This window comes from Amycolatopsis sp. WAC 01375 (genome assembly GCF_003947325.1).
Lineage (GTDB): Bacteria > Actinomycetota > Actinomycetes > Mycobacteriales > Pseudonocardiaceae > Amycolatopsis.
Map to the genome: position 1 here is coordinate 245,663 of NZ_QHHW01000024.1, position 21,633 is coordinate 267,295.

Annotated in this window: 13 protein-coding genes; 8 read left to right on the forward strand and 5 right to left on the reverse strand. The window is 72.0% G+C overall.

Features of this window, described 5'->3' with window-relative positions; translation table 11 throughout:
• The 8 genes from DL991_RS13240 (at position 1) to DL991_RS13275 (ending at position 7,346) form a co-directional block, all read left to right on the forward strand.
• A complete protein-coding gene (locus DL991_RS13240; RefSeq protein ID WP_125784424.1) occupies positions 1-1,212 on the forward strand; it encodes an MFS transporter in 1,212 nt (403 codons plus the stop codon).
• Positions 1,209-2,108, forward strand: a complete 900-nt coding sequence (locus tag DL991_RS13245; RefSeq protein WP_125784426.1) for a hypothetical protein — start codon at positions 1,209-1,211, stop codon at positions 2,106-2,108. Before DL991_RS13240 ends, DL991_RS13245 begins: the two co-directional genes overlap by 4 nt.
• The gene (locus tag DL991_RS13250; RefSeq protein ID WP_125784428.1) at positions 2,105-3,133 is read left to right on the forward strand and encodes a hypothetical protein; all 1,029 of its coding nucleotides are present in this window, start codon (positions 2,105-2,107) and stop codon (positions 3,131-3,133) included. The genes DL991_RS13245 and DL991_RS13250 overlap by 4 nt, the downstream gene beginning before the upstream one ends.
• Positions 3,134-3,141: 8 nt before the next feature.
• Entirely contained in the window at positions 3,142-4,245 is a 1,104-nt protein-coding gene (locus tag DL991_RS13255; protein ID WP_125784430.1) for a sensor histidine kinase, read from the forward strand.
• Positions 4,238-5,308: a histidine kinase gene (locus tag DL991_RS13260; protein ID WP_125784432.1), complete on the forward strand. Its 1,071-nt coding sequence runs from the start codon at positions 4,238-4,240 to the stop codon at positions 5,306-5,308. The genes DL991_RS13255 and DL991_RS13260 overlap by 8 nt, the downstream gene beginning before the upstream one ends.
• The gene (locus tag DL991_RS13265) at positions 5,287-5,943 is read left to right on the forward strand and encodes a response regulator transcription factor (protein ID WP_125784434.1); all 657 of its coding nucleotides are present in this window, start codon (positions 5,287-5,289) and stop codon (positions 5,941-5,943) included. The genes DL991_RS13260 and DL991_RS13265 overlap by 22 nt, the downstream gene beginning before the upstream one ends.
• A 100-nt stretch (positions 5,944-6,043) precedes the next feature.
• Entirely contained in the window at positions 6,044-6,580 is a 537-nt protein-coding gene (locus DL991_RS13270) for a hypothetical protein (protein ID WP_125784436.1), read from the forward strand.
• Positions 6,581-6,722: 142 nt separating this feature from the next.
• A complete protein-coding gene (locus DL991_RS13275) occupies positions 6,723-7,346 on the forward strand; it encodes a hypothetical protein (RefSeq protein ID WP_125784439.1) in 624 nt (207 codons plus the stop codon).
• Positions 7,347-7,454: 108 nt separating this feature from the next.
• Here DL991_RS13275 and DL991_RS13280 read toward each other — a convergent pair whose 3' ends face one another.
• From DL991_RS13280 to DL991_RS13300, 5 genes are read right to left on the reverse strand one after another with little or no spacing between them, the layout of a single operon-like run.
• Positions 7,455-8,498: a 3-deoxy-7-phosphoheptulonate synthase gene (locus DL991_RS13280; protein ID WP_125784441.1), complete on the reverse strand. Its 1,044-nt coding sequence runs from the start codon at positions 8,496-8,498 to the stop codon at positions 7,455-7,457.
• Positions 8,485-9,891 (reverse strand): DHA2 family efflux MFS transporter permease subunit, encoded by a 1,407-nt coding sequence (locus tag DL991_RS13285; protein WP_125784443.1) that lies wholly within the window; start codon positions 9,889-9,891, stop codon positions 8,485-8,487. The genes DL991_RS13280 and DL991_RS13285 overlap by 14 nt, the downstream gene beginning before the upstream one ends.
• Entirely contained in the window at positions 9,888-19,844 is a 9,957-nt protein-coding gene (locus DL991_RS13290) for a non-ribosomal peptide synthetase (protein ID WP_125784445.1), read from the reverse strand. The genes DL991_RS13285 and DL991_RS13290 overlap by 4 nt, the downstream gene beginning before the upstream one ends.
• A complete protein-coding gene (locus tag DL991_RS13295) occupies positions 19,838-20,614 on the reverse strand; it encodes an ABC transporter ATP-binding protein (RefSeq protein WP_125784447.1) in 777 nt (258 codons plus the stop codon). The genes DL991_RS13290 and DL991_RS13295 overlap by 7 nt, the downstream gene beginning before the upstream one ends.
• Positions 20,611-21,633, reverse strand: coding sequence for an iron chelate uptake ABC transporter family permease subunit (locus DL991_RS13300; RefSeq protein WP_199746660.1), 1,023 nt, complete (start codon positions 21,631-21,633; stop codon positions 20,611-20,613). The genes DL991_RS13295 and DL991_RS13300 overlap by 4 nt, the downstream gene beginning before the upstream one ends.

Genomic DNA, 21,633 nt, shown 5'->3' on the forward strand with positions numbered 1-21,633 from the left:
ATGTACCTCTCCACCCTCCGTTCCACCGATCCCGCCCGGCCCGCGAGCCGGGCGGGATCGGTGCCCGCGACCGTGATCGGCCTCGGCGTGGTCAGCCTGATCACGGACATGTCCGCCGAGATGGTCACCGCCGTGCTCCCGCTGTACCTCGTCTACGGCCTCGGCGTCGGCTACCTGCAACTGGGCGCGATCGACGGGCTCTACACGGGCGCGACCGCGCTGTTGCGGCTGGCGGGCGGCTACCTCTCCGACCGCCTCGGCCGTCCGAAAGCCGTCGCGCTGGCAGGCTACGGCCTCTCGGCGGTCACCAAACTCGCCTTCCCCGCGGCGGGATCCTCGCTCGGCGCGATCGGGCTGGTGATCGGCGCCGATCGCGCCGGCAAGGGCATCCGCACCGCGCCGCGGGACGCGATGATCACCCTCGCCACCCCCGCCGACGGTCTCGGCCGCGCGTTCGGTGTCCATCGCGCGATGGACACGGCGGGCGCGCTGCTCGGGCCGATCGCCGCGTTCGGCCTGCTGACGCTTCTCGTCGGCGACTATCCGGCGGTGTTCGGGGTGAGCTTCTGCCTCGCCGTGATCGCGGTGATCGTGCTGGCCGTGTTCGTCCGTGCCCCCGCCGGGACGGTCGAGCGGTCACGAGTACGGCTGCGGGCGGGTTTCGCCCTGCTGCGGCAACCCGCGCTCCGCCGCACCTGTCTGGCCGCGGCGCTTCTCGGGGTGTGCACGGTCGGCGACATGTTCTTGTTCGTCGGTGTGCAGCAGTCCGCCGGCTTGCCACCGGGAGCGCTTCCCTTGCTGCCGTTGGCGACGGCGTTGAGCTTCATGGCACTGGCCTCACCGATCGGACGGCTCGCCGACCGCGTCGGACGGTGGAAGGTGTTCCTCGGCGGTCACGTCGTGCTGCTCGCCGCGTACGCCGTCCTGGCCGCTTCGGCGAGCGGATGGCCCGTGGCGGCGGTCGTCCTGGCTGCTCACGGGGTGTTCTACGCGTGCACGGACGGCGTCCTGATGGCGCACGCGTCGCCGCTGGTACCGGAGTCGTTGCGGGCCACCGGTCTCGCGATCGTCCAAACAGGACAGGCGCTGGCCAGGGCGGCGGGCGCGGTGGTGTTCGGCGCGCTCGCGGCGGGGGTGGCGTTGCGGCCCGCGTTCGCGGTGTTCGCCGTGGTGCTGCTGGTGTCGGTACTGGCCGGAACGAGGGTGAAATGAAACGGATGTGGGTGGGCGTCGCGGCCGTGGTGGTCACGGTGGCGGCCGGGGCGGTCTTCGTCGGACTGCGCACCGGGGACGCGGTGGCGGAACAGCGGCTGGACCTCGCGCACGGCGGCCTGCTGTACGTGGACGACTCGGGCCGGGGCCGGCAGGACGACCGCGTCGGCCCGGCCTGTCAGCGCGTGGACGTCGCCGCGGGGACGCTGGCGTGCCTGCGCGCGACGGCGATGCCCGATCAGGCCGAACTGGTCGTCACGAAACCGGGAGCCGAACCACGGTCGATCTCCGAATGGGGGCTGCCGTCCCGGGTCCGCGTCTCCCCGTCCGGACGACTGGTCGGCTGGACGGTGTTCCGCTCCGGTGACTCTTATCTGGGCGGGGTAGGCACGTTCTCGACCACCTCCGGGATCTTCGACCTGGACACCGGAAACCATTACGGCTCCCTGGAGGACTTCGCGCTCACCGTGGACGGAAAGCCGTACCCGGCCCAGGATCTGAACTACTGGGGAGTGACCTTCGCCCGGGACGATCTGACGTTCTACGCCACCGCCAGATCGGCGGGCGGCACTTGGCTGGTGCGGGGTGATCTCCGCGGTCGCACGCTGACCGCGATGCGGCGCAACGTCGAATGCCCGTCGCTCTCGCCGGACGGCACCCGCGTCGCCTACAAGTTCCGTACGGGCGACCGGTGGCGGCTGCACGTGCTCTCTCTCGCCGACGGCCGCGACGTCCCGCTCGCCGACCCCGCGCATCTGGACGACCAGCCGCAGTGGCTGGACGACAGGACCGTCGCCTACGGCCGGGACAAGGCGATCTACGCGGTCCCCGCCGACGGGACCGGCGCTCCGGCGCTCGTCCGCGCGAGCGCCTCCTCTCCCGCGGTGGTGCGGTGATCCCGCGCGACTGCACCCGCACGGGGCTGGCGCTGGCCGCGCTGGCGGCCGTCGTCGTGATGGTTCTGCCTGCGCCCGCCCCCGAGGCCAAGGCACCCGCCGTCCCTTCGCTCACCGACGTCTGGCCGGACGCGAGGATCGCCGCGAACGCCGTCACCGGGGTGCCTTACACGCCGTTGGCGTTCCTCGATTCCGGTACCTCGGCCGGAGTGCGGCAAGCGGACGACGTCGTCCGGCTCGTGGTGGGAGATCGTGTACTCCGCGAGGTCCCGCCGTCGGGCTCGCCCCGGTTCGTCCTCGCCACTTCCCCGGACGCGCTGGTGTGGCTGGAACTGTCCGACATCACCGGGACGGGGACGTTGTGGCGGGCCGGGCCACACGGTGAGGGCCCGGTCCCCGTCACCGCCGACACCGGGCGGGTCGTGCTCCTGGACTCCCAGTACGACCTCGTCGTGCACGACGCCCAGGCCAGCTGGGTGGCCGTGCGGGGTGACGCCACCGAGGTGCGGACGGTGGCGTTGGCCGGCGGCCCGGTGACCCGCACCCCACTGCCCGGCGACTACGCGCTCACCGCGTGGCCCTTCGCGACGGCGGCGGCCGTCGAACAGGCGGGACCGTCGGAACTCGTCGACCTCCGCGACGGCCGCAGGACGAAGGTCGACGGGCAGAGCGTCGAACTGGTCGACTGCACGCCGTCCTGGTGCCGGGTCCAGGTATTGCGCCAGAGCGGGACCGCACGGCTCGACCTCATGCGACCCGACGGCTCCGAGCGAAGACGTGTCGGAGGGAAGGGGATCCGGCCCGCGTTCGGCGACGTCGTCGTGCTCGACCGGTACGCGGTCGTGGTCGACGACGATCGCGGCGTACTCGCCCTCTACGACACGGCCACCGGCAGGCTGGCCGACCTGGCCGCGGAGTTCGGCACCGTGCTGGCGCGCGGCCCGTTCGTGTGGTGGTCCGCGGGCGGGAACGACGCTCTCACCTGGCGGGTACTGGACCTGCGGACGCTCGAGGCGTCTGCTTGACTGCTGCCGTGCCGTCCGATCGTGAGACCTCCGTCGAAGCGGAGTTCCTGCGGGTGGTCGGCCGGTTCGCCGGTCCGGCCAGAGGCGCCGGATTGCTGGTGATCAGCGTATTCGGGGTGCTCGCCACACCGTCGGGCGCGCTACCGCTCGCCTTCGGTCTGCTCGCGCTGGCGCTGGTCACCGCCGTCACCGAATACCTGGTGGGAAAGACGGGCCGGGGCAGACCGGTGGCGTTCGCGCTGGCCTTGGTGCGCGCCGCGGCGATCTGCGGCACCCAGTTCCTGACAGCGCCCGAAGCGGGCGAGCTGAACCAATGGGCCCTGAACGTCCTCACCATCACCGCGATCACCCTCCAGTGGGAATGGCCGCCGAAGATCACCGTGCCCGCCCTCGCCTGCCTGCTGGCGATCGAGGTGGTGCCGCTCGGTTTCGAGGGCGGTCTCTCGGTGGTACTGCGTGTGCTGCTCGAGGCCACCCTCGCCAGGGGCGCCTTCCTCCTGCTGTCGCGGACGACGCGCCGGATCGACCATCTCCGTGAGCGCCGTGCCCGGCTGACGCGTGAGGAATCCCTTGCCGTGGAACGACGACTGCGGGAACGGGAGTATCTGGCCGTCCTGCACGACACGGCGGCGGCCACCTTCCTCACGGTCGCCCAGCGCGGGGAAACGGCGGACCCGGCCGAGGTCGCCGGCTACGCCCGCCGCGATCTCGCGATCCTCACCGGCGAATCCGGCCCCGGCAGTGTGGTCGATCTCGAGACCTCGTTGCGCGGCGTGCTCGCGCAGAGCCCGGTGAAGGTCGAGACGCACTGGTCGCCGGTCCCGCCGATCCCGGCGTCGGCGGCGCTCGCGCTGGTGCGGGCCGTGCGTGAGGCGCTGGTGAACGTCGATCGGCACGCGGGTGTCGGCGAGGCCAGGCTGACAGTGGTAGGCGGGGTACGCGTAACCGTCCGGGACGAGGGCCGCGGTTTCGATCCGGCGCGGACCCCGGCGCAGCGGCGAGGTGTGCGCGGTTCGCTCGTCGAACGCATGGCCGCGGCGGGCGGCCGGGCCGAGGTGACCTCCGCGCCCGGCGCGGGGACCACGGTGGACCTGGTGTGGCCGCATGAGTGAGACCGCGGACCGGGTCCTCGGTGGCTGCCGGATCGCGGTCCTGCTCGCGACGGCGGTGATCCAGGCCGGGCTGAGCCTGCCCCGGCTCGGCGACACCGCCGACCGGTTGGCGTTCGCGGCGCTCGCGGTGGTGCTGGTCGTGGCGGCGTGGTGGGTCCTGCGCTGGAAGCCGGTCCCCTGGCCGGTCGCGATCGCGGGGGCGGTGCTGGTCCTCGCCGCGTCGGCGGTCGCCGTCTGGGCGCTGCCACCGGATCGGCTGCTCGGCGGGGACGACTGGGCGTCCGGCCTCGCGGGCTGGCATCTGCTGGTGCTGCTGCTGGACCGCCCCGCGCTCGCGATGGGCGCGCTCGTCCTCCAGATGACGCTCACCTTCTCCCGGCAGATCGGTTCGGCGCCTGCCGACCGCGGCGAGATCGGCGGCCTGGTGATCGTCGGGCTCAGCGTGCTCACCTTCCAGGCCGCGACGCTGGCGCTGATCAGGGTCGTCAACCGGCGGGTGGGCGAGGCCGCGGAGGCCTCGGCGGAACGCGACCGGCAGGCCCACCGCAAGGCGCTCGCCGAGGAGCGCGAAGCCGACCAGCGGAGCCGGTTCGCCGGTCAGCTCGGCGCCACCCTGCCGCTGCTCGCCGGACTGGCCGACCACACCTTGGACCCGCGCGACGAAGCGGTCCGGCGGCGCTGCGCGCTCGCGGCGACGCAGCTGCGACGGCTGTTCGCGGAGAACGACGACGTGCCCGATCCGCTGCTGCACGAGGTCTCGGCCTGCGTCGATCTCGCCGAGCGGCGGGGACTGACGGTGACGCTGGCGGTCAGCGGCGAACCGGCGCCGATCCCGACCGGCGTCCGCCGCGAACTGACCGGTCCGCTGATGACCGCGCTGGTCGCCGCCCGATCGCAGGCCAGGGTCAGCGTCCTGCGGACCGATGACGAAATCCGCGTCGCGGCGATCACCGACGGTGAACCCGGTGCGACGGCGAACGGATCGGGCGCCGTCGACGTCGAATGGCACGCATTGGGAGAACAATCGTGGATGGAGGCGAAATGGCGTTCGGGACCGAACTGACCGCGGTGGTCGTCGACGATCATCCGGCCGTGCGGGCCGGGGTCGTGTACTGGCTGTCGTCGGGCAGCCCGCCGGTCACCGTCGTGGCGGAAGGCGAGGACGTGCGGGCCGCCTGGATCGGCGAGGGCGCGCGGGCCGACGTCGTCATCCTCGACCTGCACCTGAACAGCACCACCCCGGCCATCGGTGATCTGCGCCGGCTCATCGAGGCGGGCCGTCGCGTCGTCGTCTACTCGATGCGGGCCGACGACGAGACCGTCCTGCAATGCCTCGAACTCGGCGCGCTCAGCTATCTCACCAAGGCCGAGGGCGCCGAGCACCTCCTCGAAGCCGTGCGCGCGGCGGCGGCCGACCGGTCGTACACGCCGCCGTCGCTGGCGGGCGCGCTGGCCGGGGACCGCTCCGAGCGGCGCCCCGCCCTCTCCGCGCGTGAGACCGAAGTGCTCATCGAATGGTTCCAGTCCGAGTCCAAGGACTTCGTCGCGCACCGGCTGGGGATCTCGCCGAACACGGTCAACTCGCATCTCGAGCGGATCCGGGTCAAATACGCCCAGATCGGCCGGGAGGCCCCCACCAAGGCCGCACTGGTGGCGCGGGCCATCCAGGATGGACTGATCGGCGTAAGCGATTTGTGATCGGTTGTGGTGCGAACGAGCCACAGTCGCCACCGCCGGATGCGGCTACGGTGCGTGACGAGCTCGCCGGTACCGGTTCGGCGGACGTCCTAGGAGATCCATGAAGTCCGCCCTGATCGCCACCTGCTGCGCCGCCGCACTCCTGCTTTCCGCCTGCGGCGAGGAAGCGGCAGGGAAGACCGTCCGAGCCGATGGCACCATGGCGCCAGGCAGCGAGCTGAAGGTCGGCGAACGCGCCGTCGTCCCGTTCAGCGACGCGGGCAAGTCCGGCACGATCGCGATCACCGTCAAGTCGGTCGAGATCGGCCCCAAGGAGGACCTCGCCGGGTTCAAGGACAAGGGCGAGGGCACGCTTCCGGTCTACGTCCGGATGGTGATCGAGAACGTCGGCGGCACGGACCTCGCCGACACTTCGGTGTCGGTGCGCGCGGTGGACGCGAACGGCAAGGGCACCAAGGTGATCATGGCCAGCGGCACCGCGGCCTGCAAGGGCGAGACGGCGCCGGAGAACTTCAGCACACCGGGCGCGACCTACGAGACCTGCGACACCGAAGGCGTCAAGGACGGTAGCGAGGTCGGCGGCGCGTCGTTCGGCGGCGACGGTTACAAAGACGACCCGATCACCTGGAAGAAGTGAACGGCACCCCATTAAGCCGAACAGCGTAACCTTTTCGTAACCGTTCGTGGTGCGAATGGCCCACACCGTTCTACTCCCTCATCGACTACGGTGCGTGGCGAGAACGCCGGAGCAGGATTCGGCGGGGAGTCCGAGGAGATCCATGAAGTTCGACCGCATCGCCCTGTCCGCCACCGGCTGCGCCGCCGTGCTGCTGCTTTCCGCCTGCGGCGGCAAAGAGGAGTCGGGCAGCCCCGCTCCCGCCCCGGCGCCCGCGCCGACGTCGGCCGCGGCGTCCTCGCCCGCGACCAGCGGCACCGTCCCGGTCTCGAACGCGGACGCCACCGCGCCCGGCAGCGAACTGAAGGTCGGCGAGCGCGCCGTCGTCCCGTTCAAGTACGGCAACGACAAGTCCGGCACCATCGCGATCACCGTCAAGGCGATCGAGCTCGGCCCGAAGGAAGACCTCGCCGCGTACGGCGACAAGGCCAAGGGCATGACTCCGGTGTACATCCGGATGACGGTGGAGAACGTCGGCGGCACAGACCTCACCTACAGCACGGTGCGGCTGCGCGCGGTCGGCCCGAACAACAAGAGCACCGGCGTGATCATCACCGGCGAGACCCCGAAGTGCCAGTCCGAGTCGGCGAAGAAGGACTTCAAGACCGTCGGCGCGACCTACGACACCTGCGAACTCCAGGCCGTCAGGGACGGCGGCGAGGTCGGCGGCGCGACCTTCGGCGACGGTGACGGGTACAAGGACGACCCGATCATCTGGAAGAAGTAAGGCCCTCGCGGTACGTGAAGGACCCCTTCCTTGCGTCTAGCGCAGTGAAGGGGTCCTTCACGTACTGGGGTCCCGATCGATGACCGAGGCGCTGGAAGCCCGCCGCATTCAGAGGGCTGAATGCGAAGAGCGTCCAGGGGCGCTCAACCGCCGCACCGCGTTCGCGCAGGCGAGGGACTCCAGCAGCGGAACGGTCCGCTCCCAGCCCAGACAAGCGTCCGTGATGCTCAGGTCGGGCCGCGGCGGCGTGGACCCGACGTCCTGCCTGCCGTCGGAGAGGTACGACTCGATCATCACCCCGGCCAGCGCGTCGTTGCCCGCCGAGATCTGGTCCGCCAGGTCTGCGACGACCACGGGCTGCCGGTTGTGGTCCTTGCCGCTGTTGCCGTGCGAGGCGTCGACGACGAGCCGGTGCGGCAGTCCCGCGGTGGTCAGCGCGTCGAGGGCGTCCGCGACGGCGTGGGCGTGGTGGTTGGGTTTCGGGCCGCCGCGCAGGACGAGGTGGGCATCCGGATTCCCGGCGCTGCGCTGGATCCGCGGGCGGCCGTCGGCCGCGGCGCCGGGGAACACGTGGGGCAGCGCGGCCGCCCGGACCGCGGCGACGGCCGTGTCCAGCCGTCCCGACACGCAGTTCTTCATGCCCATCGGCATCGGCAGCCAGGACGCCAGGTGCCGGTGCGGCTGGCTGGCGACGGTCCGCGCTCCGATCGCGCCCCAGCTGATGGTGTCCGCGAAGTAGGGCGCCAGGAACGGATCGACGAACTCGTACGCCAGCGGCAGCCCGGTCGCGGCGGCGTCGTCGAGGAACCTCCGTCCGATGCGGACACCGGAGGCGAGATCGCCTTTGCCGTCCAGGCCGGGGTCGGGTACCAGACCGGTCCAGCCCGCGATCGTCCGCGGTTTCTCCAGGTAGGCGCGCAGGACCACGACGAGGTCGTCGGCGAACCGGCGAGACGCCTCGGCGAGCCGGTGCGCGTATTCGAGCGCGCCGTCGGTGTCGTGCACGGAACACGGGCCCACGACGACGAGCAGCCGGGAGTCCCGCCTGGCGAGCACGTTCGCGACGGTTTCGCGATGCCGGACGATCTCCTCCGGCACGAAGCCGGTCGTGACCACCTCGGCCGGACTGGGCAGCTGGTCAAGCATCCGCATGACCTCTCTTCTTGTCGGGGGCGGCCACCCCGGTCCGGGGCAGCCGCGTCGCACCGGCGACCGCCACGACGGCGAGGCCGAGAACACACCAGAAGGCGTCGGCGAAGGCCGCGGCGACGTCCGGGCCGCGCGCGGCCAGCCGGGCCTGCAGCACCATGGCCAGTACCGCGGTGCCGATCGAGCCGCCGAGCGTGTTGAGCAGGTTCAGCGCCCCGGCGGCACGGGGCAGCCGGGCGGGTTCGACCCGGCGGTAGACGATCGTCATCACCGGCGCACCGATCAGCGCCGCGCCGAAACCGCGCAGCAGCAGGGAAACCACGATCACCCAGTCCGGGAGACCCAGGCCGAGCTGGGTGAAGGGTGCGGTGCCGAGGGCGACCAGCCCGATCCCGCTCAGCACCAGTGTGCGTGGCGAAAGCCGGTCGACGAGCCGGTTCACCAGCACCGATCCGGCCGCCGCGCCGATGCCCTGCGGCACCAACAGCAGTCCGGTGTCCCATGTGGACAGTCCGGCGCCACGTTGGAGGTAGAGCGGCAGCAGGAACATCGTGCCGAACACCGACGCGCCGAGCAGCACCAGCGCCAGCGCGGCGACCCCGAACGGTGGCTTCGTGAACAACCGCGGATCCAGCAGGGGTGCTTCGGCCCGCAGACCGTGCCGTACGAACGCGGCGAGCATCACGACGCCCGCCGCGACGCCGATCCCGGCGACCACCGGCGAGCCCTGTTCGAACCAGGTGAGCCCGAAGACCAGCACCGCGAGCCCCGGGGAAAGCAGCATCGCGCCCCGGAAATCGAACCGCTCACCCTTGCCGCCGGGTTCGCCGGCCGGGACCCAGCGCCGCGCCAGTACCACAGCCACGACGCCGACCGGGAGGTTGACGTAGAACAGCCACGGCCAGTCGGCGACGGCGAGGATCGTACCGCTCGCCAGCGGGCCGAGCACCGGCGACAACAGCGGCACGAGCCCGACGACGCTGATCACGCGGCCGATCCGGTCCGGTCCGGCGGCCCGCGCGAGCAGCGCCTGCCCGATCGGTGGCAGCAGGCCGCCCGCGAGTCCTTGCAGGACACGGAAAGCGATGAGCGCGGGCAACGTCGGCGCCAGCGCGCACAGCAGGGACGCCAGCAGGAACACGACGACGGCGGTGAGCCATACGCGGCGGCCGCCGAACCGGTCGGCGAGCCAGCCCGACGCCGGCACCGCCGTGACCACGGCCAGCAGGTACGCCGTCGTCACCCATTGGACGCCGGTGACCGGCGCGCCGAACTCGTCGGCGAGGGTGTCGACGCCGACCGAGACGATCGTGCTGTCCAAGGTCGCCATGAACGTGCCGAGTACCAGGACGGCCGCCGTGCGCCACAGCGCGGCGTCGATCGGGCGCGCGGTCACCGTTCACCCACGAACCGGGCGGCGTCGCCGTCCAGCCAGGACGGCAGTTCCCGGAGGAAGCCGACGAGATCGCCTGCCAGCGACCGAGCGTCGGCGTCCCTTGCGTACAGGACGCCTTCCCAGCCGTGCTCGCCGGGAACGACGGTGACGCTCACCGGATGGTGCGTCCGTTCCCGGAACCTCGTCCCGGTGACGGTCAGGCCGGGCGCGGGTTCGCGCAGCTTCGCCGGATCCACCGGGTAGTTCTCGAACACGAGCAGGCTGTCGAACAGCCGCTCGCGGCCGGCGAGCGACGCGAGTTCGGGCAGGCCCATCCGGTGGTGCGCGGCCATCGCCTGTTGCCGTGCCTGCACATCGGCGAGGGCCTCGGCGACCGTCCCGGTGAACCGGGCGCGTACCGGGACACTGTTCGCCAGCAGGCCGATGATCTCTTCGACACCGTCCACATCGGACGTCCGGTTCGAGGTCATCACCCCGAAACTGACGTCGGGGCGCCCGGCGTGGGTCGCGAGAACGGCCGCCCACGCGCCCTGCAACAGCGTGTTGACGGTGAGTCCGCGCGACGAGCCCAGCCTGGTCAGTTCCGCGACCAGCTGACCGTCCACAGTGAACAGCGCGGGTTCGTCGGATCCGCCGGTGCGCGGCAGGTGGTCGCCTTCGGGCAGGCCGTCGAGTTCCGCCCGCCACGCCCGGACGTCGGCGGAGTGGTCGGCCGCGGCGAGCAGCCTGGTGTACCGGGTCGGCGGAACCGGCTCCGGCAACGGCTTTCCCGCGTACAGCGCGAACAGTTCGCCGAGAATCCGTGGCGCGGACCAGCCGTCGGACAGCAGATGGTGACTGGTCAGCACGAGGGTCTGGCGGCCGGGTCCGTGCCGCAGCACGGTGACCCGCCACAGCGGGCCGCGGGCAAGGTCGAACGGCTCGGCGAGTTCCTCGTCCGACGCGGCATCCATTTCGGACACGTCACGGACGCGGAAACCGGCCCGCGGTTCGGCGGGAATCACCTGGACCTCGTGCGACGGCGGGAACACCGCGCCCAGGTTCGGCTGCCGTCGCACCAGCGCCGTCGCCGCCGTCCGCAAAGCCTCGACGTCGAGGTCACCGGACAACGTGAACGCGGCCTGCACCGGATACGGGTCCTCTTCCGCCGCGCGGGACTCGCGCAGGATCACCTCCTGCAACGGCGTCAGCGGCAGGACCTCGCCGGGGCCCGGCATATCGGCGGCGAGCGCGTCCAGTTCGCGACGGAAATGCGTACCGAGCACGGCGATCTCGTCTTCGGTGAACAGCGCGGACGGCCAGGTGAAGCGGACACCGAGCGTGCCGCCGTCGGGGACCATCGCGTTCACCGTCAGCGCGTACGGCAGAGGCATTTCCGCGCCGCCGCCGGAACCGAGCGGATCGGCGTCCGGCGGCCGCTGCCACAGGGTCTCCTCGATGGGAGCCTCGGGGAATCGGCCGAGATAGTTCCAGGCGATCTCGGGCCGTGGGCCGCCGACGCCGAGGATTCCGTGCCCGAGGCCGTCCCCCGCCGCGCGCAGATGGTCACGCACGGCCCGCAGCGCGTCCGGCAGCGGTCCGGCGGGCGGGGCGATCCGCGCGGGATGTACGGCGGTGAACCAGCCGGCGGTCTGCGCCAGGTCGACCGTTCCCGCGAAGTCCGGCGTGTGCCCCGGCCGCCCGTGACTCTCGACGGCGACGAGCAGATCGGCCCCGGTCCCCCGCCAGGCGGCGACGGCCCGGGCGAGCGCGGTCAGCAGCACGGCGTCCGGGCCGGTGCGGTAGGCCGTGGGCAACGCGGTGAGCACGGCGTGGGTCGTGTCCTCGCCGATGTCGACCCGGTGATGGCGGGCGGTCACCACGGTGTCACGTGCCGGATCGAGCCGGGTGCGGCCGAGCGTGGTCACCGGCGCGGCGGCGATCCCCCGCCAGTAGGGCAATTCGTCATCTCGATGCGGAGCGGCGGCTCGCAGCGACCGCGCCCAGCCGAGGAACGACTGCCCGCGCCGGTGCAGGGTGTTGCCGTGGAAGGCCTGTTCGACGTCGTCGAGCAGCACGCGCCAGGTCACCGCGTCGGCGACCAGGTGGTGCGCCACCAGCAGCAACCGTCCTGGCCGCTCGTCCCCCGCGTCCACCAGCACCGCCCGGAGCAGCGGGCCGGTGCGCGGGTCCATCCGTGCCACGATCTGCTCGATCTGTACGTCCAGCGCCGCACGCGGATCGCCGGACGCGGGGACGGCGGTGAGCACGTCGGCACCGGTCACGGCGCCGACGTCCGGGACCCGCAACGCGTCCTCGACCAGATGTGCGCGCAGCACGTCGTGGCGGGCGAGGACGGCGTCGAGCACCGACCGCCAGCGGGGGACGTCGTCCGCCGAAGGCACGCAGATCTCGATCCACTGGCAGAACCCGTCGGCCGCTTTCCCCGCACGCAGCAACAGATCGCGCATGATCGGCGTGAGCGGGGCGTCTCCGACCGCGTGGGCCTCTTCGGCCCGTTCGGGTTCGCCGCAACGGGCGGCGATCCCGGCGACCGTGCCACCTTCGAGGACGTCGCGAGCCGTCAGGTTCAGCCCTTCGCGACGAGCGCGGGAAACCACCCGCAGCGAGGCGATGCTGTCCCCGCCCGCGTCCAGGAAGCCGTCGTCCAGGCCGACGTCGGGGCCGAGCAGGTCACGGACCACCCTCAGCAGCACGGCTTCCGCCGGGGTGGCGGGTTCACGCCCGCCATCCGACCGGGCTTCCGGCGCGGGCAGCGCTGCCCGGTCCAGCTTGCCGCTCGGACCGAGCGGAAGCCGGTCCAGCGCCACGAACGCGGTCGGCACCATGTACGCGGGCAGCTCCGCGGCGAGGTACTCGCGCAGCGCGGCCGCATCCGGTTCGGCGCCGGCCACGGGGACGACGTAGGCGACCAGCCGGTCCTCCCGGACGATCACCGCGGCGGCGCGCACGTCGTCGTGCGCGGTCAGCGCGGTCTCGATCTCGCCGAGTTCGATCCGGAACCCACGCAGTTTGACCTGGTGGTCGGCGCGGCCGAGAAAGACGATCTGCCCGTCCAGCCGCCAGCGGACCAGGTCGCCGGTGCGGTACATACGCTCCCCCGGCGGCCCGAACGGGTCGGCGACGAACCGTTCGGCGGTGAGCGCCGCCCGGCCGACGTAACCCTGGGCGAGCTTCGGCCCGGCCAGGTACAGCTCGCCGGTGACGTTCGTGCCGACCGGGAGCAGCCCGCCGTCGAGCACGTACGCGCGGACCTCCGGATCCGGACGGCCGATCGGGAGCGGACCGGGATCGGCCGGGTCGTAATGCCAGGTGACCGAGTTGATGGTGACCTCGGTCGGCCCGTAGGCGTTGAACAACGCCCGCCGGTTCCCCCAGCGCCGCGCCAGCTCCGGGTCGAGCCGTTCGGCGCCGACGACGAAGAACACGTCCGGGTCGACGGTGGCGTCGTCGGGCATCGCGGAGAGGAACGAAGGCAGCAGGTTGAGCCCGGTCACGCGGTGTTCGGCGGCGTAGGCCAGCAGGTCGTCGCCGGAGATCCGCACCTCCTCCGGCGCGATCACCGAGGTGCCGCCGGACAGCAGCGGCAGCATGAACTGCCAGAAGGCGACGTCGAAGCTCGTCGAGGCGAAGTGCAGGTACCGCTCGGCGGTCCCGATCCCGACGATGTCCTCCTGCAGCGCGATCAGGCTCGGCACGCCGCGGTGCGGCACCGCCACGCCCTTGGGTTTGCCGGTGGTGCCGGAGGTGTAGATGACGTAGGCGAGCGCGTCCTCACACGATGACACAGCGGGATCCGTGTCCTTTATGGACAGTACGTCCGGGCTCACGACAGGAAGACCCTCGACGTCCGAAGTGGACACGACGGCGGCGGGCGCGATGTCGTCGAGCATGTACGCGAGCCGGTCGGCCGGGTAGTCCGGATCCATCGGCACGTGCACCGCGCCCGCCTTGATCACACCGAACAACGCGACCACGAGGTCGACGTCGCGGCGCAGCAGGACCGCGACCGGGTCCTGCGGTTTCACTCCGGCGTCGATCAGCGTGTTCGCGAGCCGGTTGGCACGACGGTCCAGGTCGGCGTAGGTCAGGCTCCGGTCGCGGCACACGACGGCTTCGGCGTCCGGCGTCTCCCGGACCCAGCGGCCGAACTCCTCCAGCATGCCACCACGTTCGCGCTTCGGTTCCGGGCCTTCGCCGAGACGCAACATCGCGCGTTCTTCGCCGGCGTCGAGTGCGCGCAACCGGGCGACCGGCTTGGAAGGATCTGTGACGATCTCGGTCAGCACGGCACGCAGCCAGCGGCCGTAGGACTCGGCCTCGGCGCGGGTGAAGGCCTGGGGCTGGTAGCCGAGGCCGACGGTGAACTCGTCGCCAGGCAGCACGATCACCGTGAGCGGATAGTGCGTGGCGTCGGTGATGTCGACCCCGACGAGGTCCAGCCCGGGCGCCAGGGTGGTGCGGGAGCGGCTGGAGAGCGGGAAGTTCTCCATCACCAGCATCGTGTCGAACAAGTCGCCGACGCCGGCCACGCGCTGGATGTCCGGCAGTCCGGCGTGATGGTGATCGGTGAGCCGGACGCTTTCGGTGTGCACACGTTCCAGCACGGTGGCCGCGGTGTCGGCGGCGTCGAACCGCACCCGCACCGGGATCGTGCTGCCGAGCTGCCCGATCATGCGCTCGACGCCGGGAACGTCGGCCGGGCGACCGGAGACAGGGCAACCGAAGACGACGTCGCGGCGGCCGGTCAGCCTGGCGAGCAGCACACCCCAGGCGGTCTGGAACACCGTCGTCGCGGTGATCCCGCGTTCGCGGGCGAAGGCACGCAGCCGCTCGCTGAACTCCCCGCCCAGTTCGACGGTGACGCGGTCCGGACGCTCCACAGTGGACTCGACACTCGCCGGGGCGAGCCGGGTTCCCTCGTCGAGCCCGGCCAGCGCCTCGCGCCAGGCCTCCAGTGCCGCGTCCGGATCGCGTTCTCCGAGCACGCGGTGGTACTCCGAAAGCGGCGGTGCGACCGGGGCGGCCGGGCCGCCGCCGAGTTCGGCATAGGTGGCCAGCAGCGTGCGGCCGACCAGTGGCATCGACCAGCCGTCGAGCAGCGCGTGGTGGTTGGTGAGCACCAGGCGGTGCTCGTCCGGGCCGAGGGTCAGCAGCAGGAACCGGATCAGCGGCGGGGTCGCCGGGTCGAACGGCCGCGCGAGTTCGGCGCGGCACTCGGTCTCGACCTGCTCCGGTGAGACCTGCGCGAACCGCCAGTCCAGGGTGACCTCGGCGGGCACGACCTGGACGACTTCGCCCGCGTCGGTGGTGTGCAGGTGGACGCGCAACGCGGGATGCCGCCTCAGCACCTCCGCCGCGGCCTCCCGCATGCGGCCGGCGTCGAGCGCGCCGCTGAGCAGGGTGACGGCCTGCACCACGTACACGTCGGTGTCTTCGGTGCCGCGCGCCAGGGTGTGGAACGAAAGCCCGGTCTGCAACGGGGTCGCGGGCAGCACGTCCTCGACCCGGCCCAGGCATTCGAGCGTGTCGATGTCGGCCTGGTCGAGGCCGACCAGCGGCAGATCCGACGGCGTGAGCCCACCGCCGTCCGGTCCGATCAGCGCCGCGTGCGCGGCCAGGGCCTCCAGCGCTCGCGACCAGGCTTCCTGGAGCGCCGCAACGCTTTCCTCCGGCAGGACCTCGCCTGCCGCGGTCCATTCGACGGCCAGCAGGGGGCGGCCATCCTCACGGACGAAGCAGTTCAGCGCCAGTACCTGCTCCAGCGATTTGGCGTCCGGTTCGGTGACCGCGAACGGGTCCTCCTCCGGCAGCCGCCAGCCGGTGCCGGGCAGCGCGGCGAATCGGCCGAGGTAGTTCAGGACGACGTCCGGCGGCGGGACGGCGGCGAGTTCGTCCCGGGTGAGCGGGTCGAGGTAGCGCAGGACACCGAAGCCGATGCCGTTGTCCGGGACGGCGCGTTTGGCCTCCTTGGCCGCCCGCACCAGCTTTCCCGCCGCGTCGCCGCCTGCGAGCGCGCTGCCGAAGTCCGTCGTCGCCGCCACCGCGCCGGCGGCCACCCGCAACGGATGTTCGGCGGTGAACCAGCCGACGGTGCGCGAGAGGTCCATCCCGTCTTGATCCCGGCCGTGTCCTTCGAGGGACACGGTTTCCGCCTCGACCGGTGCACCCCGCCACGCTCGAAGGGCGAGCACCAGCGCGGCGAGCAGGACGTCGTCCGGTCCGGCACGGTAGGCCGAGGGCAAACCGTTGAGCACCGCGTCGGTCTGCTCCGGCGAGGCGAGCGTGACCGAACGCCGCGCGGTCGCGACCGTGTCCACGGCCCGATCGAGCGGCCGGTGGCCGAGACGCGGGCCGTCGAGCGCGCCCCGCCAGTGCTCGAGTTCGCCACGTCGGGCGCCGGAAGTCCCTTGCTCGGCAAGGCGAAGCGCGTGCCGGCGCCACGACGTCCCGACCGGTTCGAGCGGTTCACCGGCGCACGCGGCGCGCAGGTCCGGCAGGAGGACCCGCCAGGAGACGCCGTCGATCGCCAGGTGATGGATCACGATGACGAGGTGATCCGGCAGCAACGCGATCCGGAGCACGCCCTTTCGAAGATCAAGGGATTCGGCCAGCTCCGCCGCGACCTCGGCCGGTTCTCCCGTCGTCTCGATGACCACGTCGGACGCCTTCACCACGCCGCGTTCCCGGACCCGCAATTCGTCATCTACTTGCAGCCGAAGAGCATCGTGGTGGTCAAGGAGCGCTTGCACGCCTTCGATCAGCAGGCCGGGTGGAAGGTCCGCGTCGAGCCGGATCGCGGTCCATTGCGTGTATCCGGCGACGGTCGTGACGTCCGGATGCGGGTCGAGCAGGGCACGGACGATTGGAGGGGCGGGCACCTCACCGACGGGTTCGTCCGGCGGTGCGGCCGGGCCGCCGATCTCCGCGCTCGCCGCCGCCAGTGCTTCGAAACTGCGGCGGGCCAGCAAGTCACGCGGCCGCAGGTCGAGTCCGTGCGCGCGCAGCCTGCTGCTGACGCTGATCGCGGTGATGCTGTCGCCGCCCAGTGCGAAGAAGTCGTCGTCGACGGCCACCTCTTCGACGCCGATCACCTCCGCGATGGTGGCGCACAGCAGCCGTTCGCGTTCGGTGGCCGCGGTCCGGCCCGCCGCCGCGCGCGGGGCGGGCAGCGCGGCCCGGTCGATCTTCCCGTTGGAGGTCAACGGAAGCGTGTCGAGCACGACCACAGCGGCGGGCACGAGATGCTCGGGCACCCGCCCGGCGAGCTCGGCGCGGACCTCGTCCGGGACGACCTGCCCGACGACGTACCCGACGAGCCTCGGCCCACGCACGGCGGCCGCCGCCGCGCGCACTCCCGGTACGGCGGCCAGCGCGGCCTCGACCTCGCCGAGTTCGACGCGGTGTCCGCGCACCTTGACCTGGCCGTCGCGGCGGCCCAGATACTCCAGCCCGCGACCGGGCACCCAGCGGACGAGGTCTCCGGTGCGGTACATCCGGTCACCGGGCGCGCCGAACGGATCGGCGACGAACCGTTCGGCGGTCGCACCGGGGCGTCCGAGATAGCCGCGCGCCAGATGCGGTCCGGCGAGGTACAGCTCGCCCGGTGAGCCCGCGGGCGCGGGACGCAGCGCGGCGTCGAGTACTCGCACCGCCGTGCCGGGTACCGCGGTCCCGATCGTCGGTTCCCCGGTGTCCAACCAGGATCCGGCACCGTCCACAGTGGCCTCGGTCGGACCGTACATGTTGCGGGCGCGGACACCCGACTCCACGACCCGGCGCCACAGCGCGGGCGGAGTCGCCTCGCCGCCGAGGACGAGGAGCGCGGGCGGGTGCGGGCCGTCGAGCAGCCCGGCGTCGACGAGCGGCGCGGCCATCGACGGCGTGGTGTCGACGACGTCGATCCGGTCGCGGGCGAACGCGGCCAGCAGTTCGTCGGCGTCACGCGCGACATCGGTGCCGTAGACGTGGAGTTCGTGCCCGAACAGCAGCCACATCAACTGGTCGAGCGCGGAGTCGAAGGCGAACGAGTAGGTGTGCGCGACCCGGAGCCGCCTGCCCGCGGCGCGTTCGGTCTCGGCGACCGTGGTCGCGCGGTGATGACGCAGCAGCATCGCCAGTCCGCCGACCCGGCCGAGGACGCCCTTGGGACGGCCGGTGGAGCCGGAGGTGAAGATGACGTACGCGAGATGGTCCGGGTGCCGCGGCACGTCGAGCGGCGAAGAGTCCAGTGTGGACAGATCGGTTTCACCCAGCAGCAAATGCGGACCGGGCACGATTTCCGGGTCGTGGGCCACCGTGAGCACCGCACCGGCTTCGGCGGCGAGTTCCCGCAACCGCTCGACGGGATGGGCGAGATCCAGCGGCAGGAACGCGGCCCCCGCGTCGAGCACCGCCAGCAGGGCGACGACGAGGTCCGCGGATCGCGGCAAGGCCAGCGCGACGACGTCATCAGGCCCGGCACCGCGAGCCCGCAAGGCCCGCGCGAGCCGGTGCACCCGTCCTACGAGTTCGCCTGCGGCCAGCCGTTCGCCGCCGAAGACCAGAGCGGTCTGTTCGGGATCGAGCCGGTCCAGAAGTTCAGGTATGCCAAGGAGTTCGCCGTCCGGCGCGGGTGTCGCCCACGCCTGGAGCAACGCGTCCCGCTCCCCGGTCGGAACGAGGTCGGCGCCACCGACGGCCGGGCCGTCCGGTTCGGTCAGCGCGGTGATCAGGCAGCGCAGCGCGGTCAGCTTGGCGTCGACGGCGGCCTGGTCGTGGGTCCGCGCGTCGACCTCGAAGCCGAGCAGCAACCCGCCGTCCGAGGTCGGGAGAACCGACAGGCCCATGTCCTCCGGCGGTCCACCGGCGACGTTGCGCATGGTGCCGTGCGAGCCGGCGAAGTCGAGCTTCAGGTCGAACGCCTTGAGGTTGATGCCGCGGCCGTGCAGCAGCGCCCCGGCACCGGGCACCGCCAGGTCCTGCGGCAGGTCCTCGCCGCGATACCGCTGGTGCGTGCGCATCTCCTTCAGCGCGCCCGCGACCCGCGCGGTCAGCTCGGCCGCCGAATCCACCGGGAGCACCGTGACCCGCAGCGGCAGCACGTTGACCGCCATCGCCGGGGTCCGCAGCGCCGCGCCTTCGCGGCACATCAACGGCATCGCGAACACGACGTCGGTCCAGCCGAGCACGCGGTGCAGGAAGGCCGCGTAGCAGGCGATCAGGGCGTCGCCCCAGGTCGTTCCCGCGCGCTTTCCCAGCTCGCGCAACCGGGCCACGTCCGAAGCGGGCAGGATCGATCGGGCGGTCACCGTGCTTTCGGGAGGCCCCGACGTGCCACCGCCGTCGTCGATATCCGGCAACGGCGTGAATCGCTCGCGCCAGTACGCCCGATCCTGCTCGAACCGTTCGCTCTCGCGATATGAGCGGTCGGCCTCGACGAGATCGGCGAACCGCGCGAACGTCGAGGGCGGCACGTCCTTGCCCAGGACCGAAGCGGTGTAGTGAGCCGCCGTCCGGCGCGCGAGCATCGCCGCGGTGTAGCCGTCGAACACGAGGTGGTGCCCGAGCTGGGTGAACCACACGTGCGACTCGGAAAGCCGCAGCACGAGATGGGCGAACAGCGGCCGGTCCACCATGTCACGGCACGCTTCGGCGACCCGGCGGCGTTCGGTCTCGACCCGTGCGTGCGCCGCGGCCACCGGATCGGCCCCGCCGCGTAGATCCACCACCTCGGGCGGCGGCACCGCGTCGTCCGAAACCACCTGACGTGGCCCGTCCGTCGTCTCGGAAACGCGCAGCCGCAGGCTGTCGGCCTCCTCGGCGGTCGCGCGGATCGCCTCGGTCAGCGCCTCGACGTCGACCGGCTTTTCGCCGACGATTTCGATGACGTCGCCGACGACGTAGTACAGCGAGTCGGGCTCAAGCCGCTGCGCGGTCCAGATGCCCAGCTGGGCTCCGGTGAGGTTCAGCATGAGGGCACCACCATCGGGGTTCCGGTCACCGGGTCGGGCACGACGACACTGGGGAGATCGAAGACCTCCTTCATCAACTCGGCGTCGACGATGTCGGCGGGAGCGCCTTCCGCGACGATCCGGCCGTCGCGCAACGCCACGAGGTGATCGGCGTACCGGCAGGCCTGGTTGATGTCGTGCAGGACGGCGATCACCGTGCGGTCCTCGTCGCGCAGGCGCGCCAGCAACCCCAGCAGCTGGTACTGGTGCGCGATGTCGAGGAACGACGTCGGTTCGTCGAGCAACAGGTACGGCGTCTTCTGCGCCAGCACCAGCGCCACCCACACGCGCTGACGCTGTCCGCCCGAGAGTTCCTGCACCGGCCGGTCGGCCAGCCCCGCCACCCCGGCCGCGGTCATCGCGTCGAGCACCGCGCGTTCGTCCTCTTCGGACCACGACGCGAACAGCGACTGATGCGGGAACCGGCCGCGTGCGACCAGCTGCCGGACGCGGACGTCCTCCGGCGCGACCGGGTCCTGCGGCAGGAAACCGAGTTCCCGCGCCAATCCCTTGCCGTGGAAGGAACCGACGTCCTTGCCGTCGAGCAGGACTTCGCCTTCGGCGGGCCGCAGCAGCCGGACGAACGCGCGCAGCAGCGTCGACTTGCCGCACGCGTTCGGTCCGACGACGGCGGTGAACGCCCGGTCGGGCACGTCGAGGGTGAGCCGGGTCGACACCACCCGGTCGCCGTAGCGGAGGGTCAGGTCCCGAGCGGTCAAGCGGGCACTCATGTGCGCCGCACCTCCTTGGTGAGCAGCCAGATCAGGTAGCCGCCGCCGATCACGGTGCTGATCACACCGACCGGCAGCGCTTCCGGCGCGAGTAACATCTGGGCGGCCAGATCGGCGGCGGTCAGCAGCACGGCACCGGTGAGGGCGGCGGGCAGCAGGCCGATACCGGGTGTGCGGGCCAGCCGCCGCCCGATCTGCGGGGCCGCCAGCGCGATGAACGCGATCGGCCCGGCGACGGCGGTGACCGTGGCAGTGCAGCCGACCCCGATCAGGACCAGTACCAGCCGCAGCCGGTCCCACCGGACGCCGGTGGTGACCGCCAGTGCCCCGCCGAGCCCGGCCTGGTGCAACGCCGGCGCCCTGGTGAACAGCACGACGAACAGCACGGCGAGCACGCCGAACGGGATGGCGACATCGTCCCAGCCGACCCCGTTGAGGGAACCGGCGTTCCAGCCGACGGCCGCGATCGCGATCTCGAGTTCCGCGCGCAGCACGATCCACGAGTTGAACGCGGTCAGCATCGCGTTGATCGCGATGCCGATCACGATCAGCCGCAGCCCGGACAGCCCGCCGCCGAGCGACAACGCGTACACGATCGCCGCCGTGAGCACGCCGCCGACCACCGAACCGACGGTCAGCTGCGTCGACGTCCCCGAAAGCACGGTGATCGCGAACAGCGCTCCGGTGTACGCGCCGGCGTCGAGGCCGATCACGTCCGGGCTGCCGAGCGGGTTGCGGGTGATGTTCTGGAAGATCGCGCCCGCCAGCCCGAGCGCGGCGCCGAACACCAGCCCCGCCAGCACCCGCGGCAGGCGCCATTCCCGGATGACCACGCCGGGACCGCCACCGGAACCGGTGAGCGCGGCGAACACGCGGGCGGGACTCGCCCACGCCGCGCCGTAGCAGAGGCCGAGCAGCGTCAGCCCGGCGATGACCACGATCATCGCCACGAAGAACCAGAGGGTGCGGCGTTCCAGCCGGGCGGAGAACCGCCCGCGCCGCAGGACGAGTGTGCTCAC

What these genes read in the sequence shown, in the direction of transcription:
- DL991_RS13240 (WP_125784424.1), top strand. Translation starts at nt 1, where the DNA reads ATGTACCTCTCCACCCTCCGTTCCACCGATCCCGCCCGGCCCGCGAGC.
- DL991_RS13245 (WP_125784426.1), top strand. Translation starts at nt 1,209, where the DNA reads ATGAAACGGATGTGGGTGGGCGTCGCGGCCGTGGTGGTCACGGTGGCG.
- DL991_RS13260 (WP_125784432.1), top strand. Translation starts at nt 4,238, where the DNA reads ATGAGTGAGACCGCGGACCGGGTCCTCGGTGGCTGCCGGATCGCGGTC.
- DL991_RS13265 (WP_125784434.1), top strand. Translation starts at nt 5,287, where the DNA reads ATGGCGTTCGGGACCGAACTGACCGCGGTGGTCGTCGACGATCATCCG.
- DL991_RS13270 (WP_125784436.1), top strand. Translation starts at nt 6,044, where the DNA reads ATGAAGTCCGCCCTGATCGCCACCTGCTGCGCCGCCGCACTCCTGCTT.
- DL991_RS13275 (WP_125784439.1), top strand. Translation starts at nt 6,723, where the DNA reads ATGAAGTTCGACCGCATCGCCCTGTCCGCCACCGGCTGCGCCGCCGTG.
- DL991_RS13280 (WP_125784441.1), bottom strand. Translation starts at nt 8,498, where the DNA reads ATGCGGATGCTTGACCAGCTGCCCAGTCCGGCCGAGGTGGTCACGACC.
- DL991_RS13290 (WP_125784445.1), bottom strand. Translation starts at nt 19,844, where the DNA reads ATGCTGAACCTCACCGGAGCCCAGCTGGGCATCTGGACCGCGCAGCGG.
- DL991_RS13295 (WP_125784447.1), bottom strand. Translation starts at nt 20,614, where the DNA reads ATGAGTGCCCGCTTGACCGCTCGGGACCTGACCCTCCGCTACGGCGAC.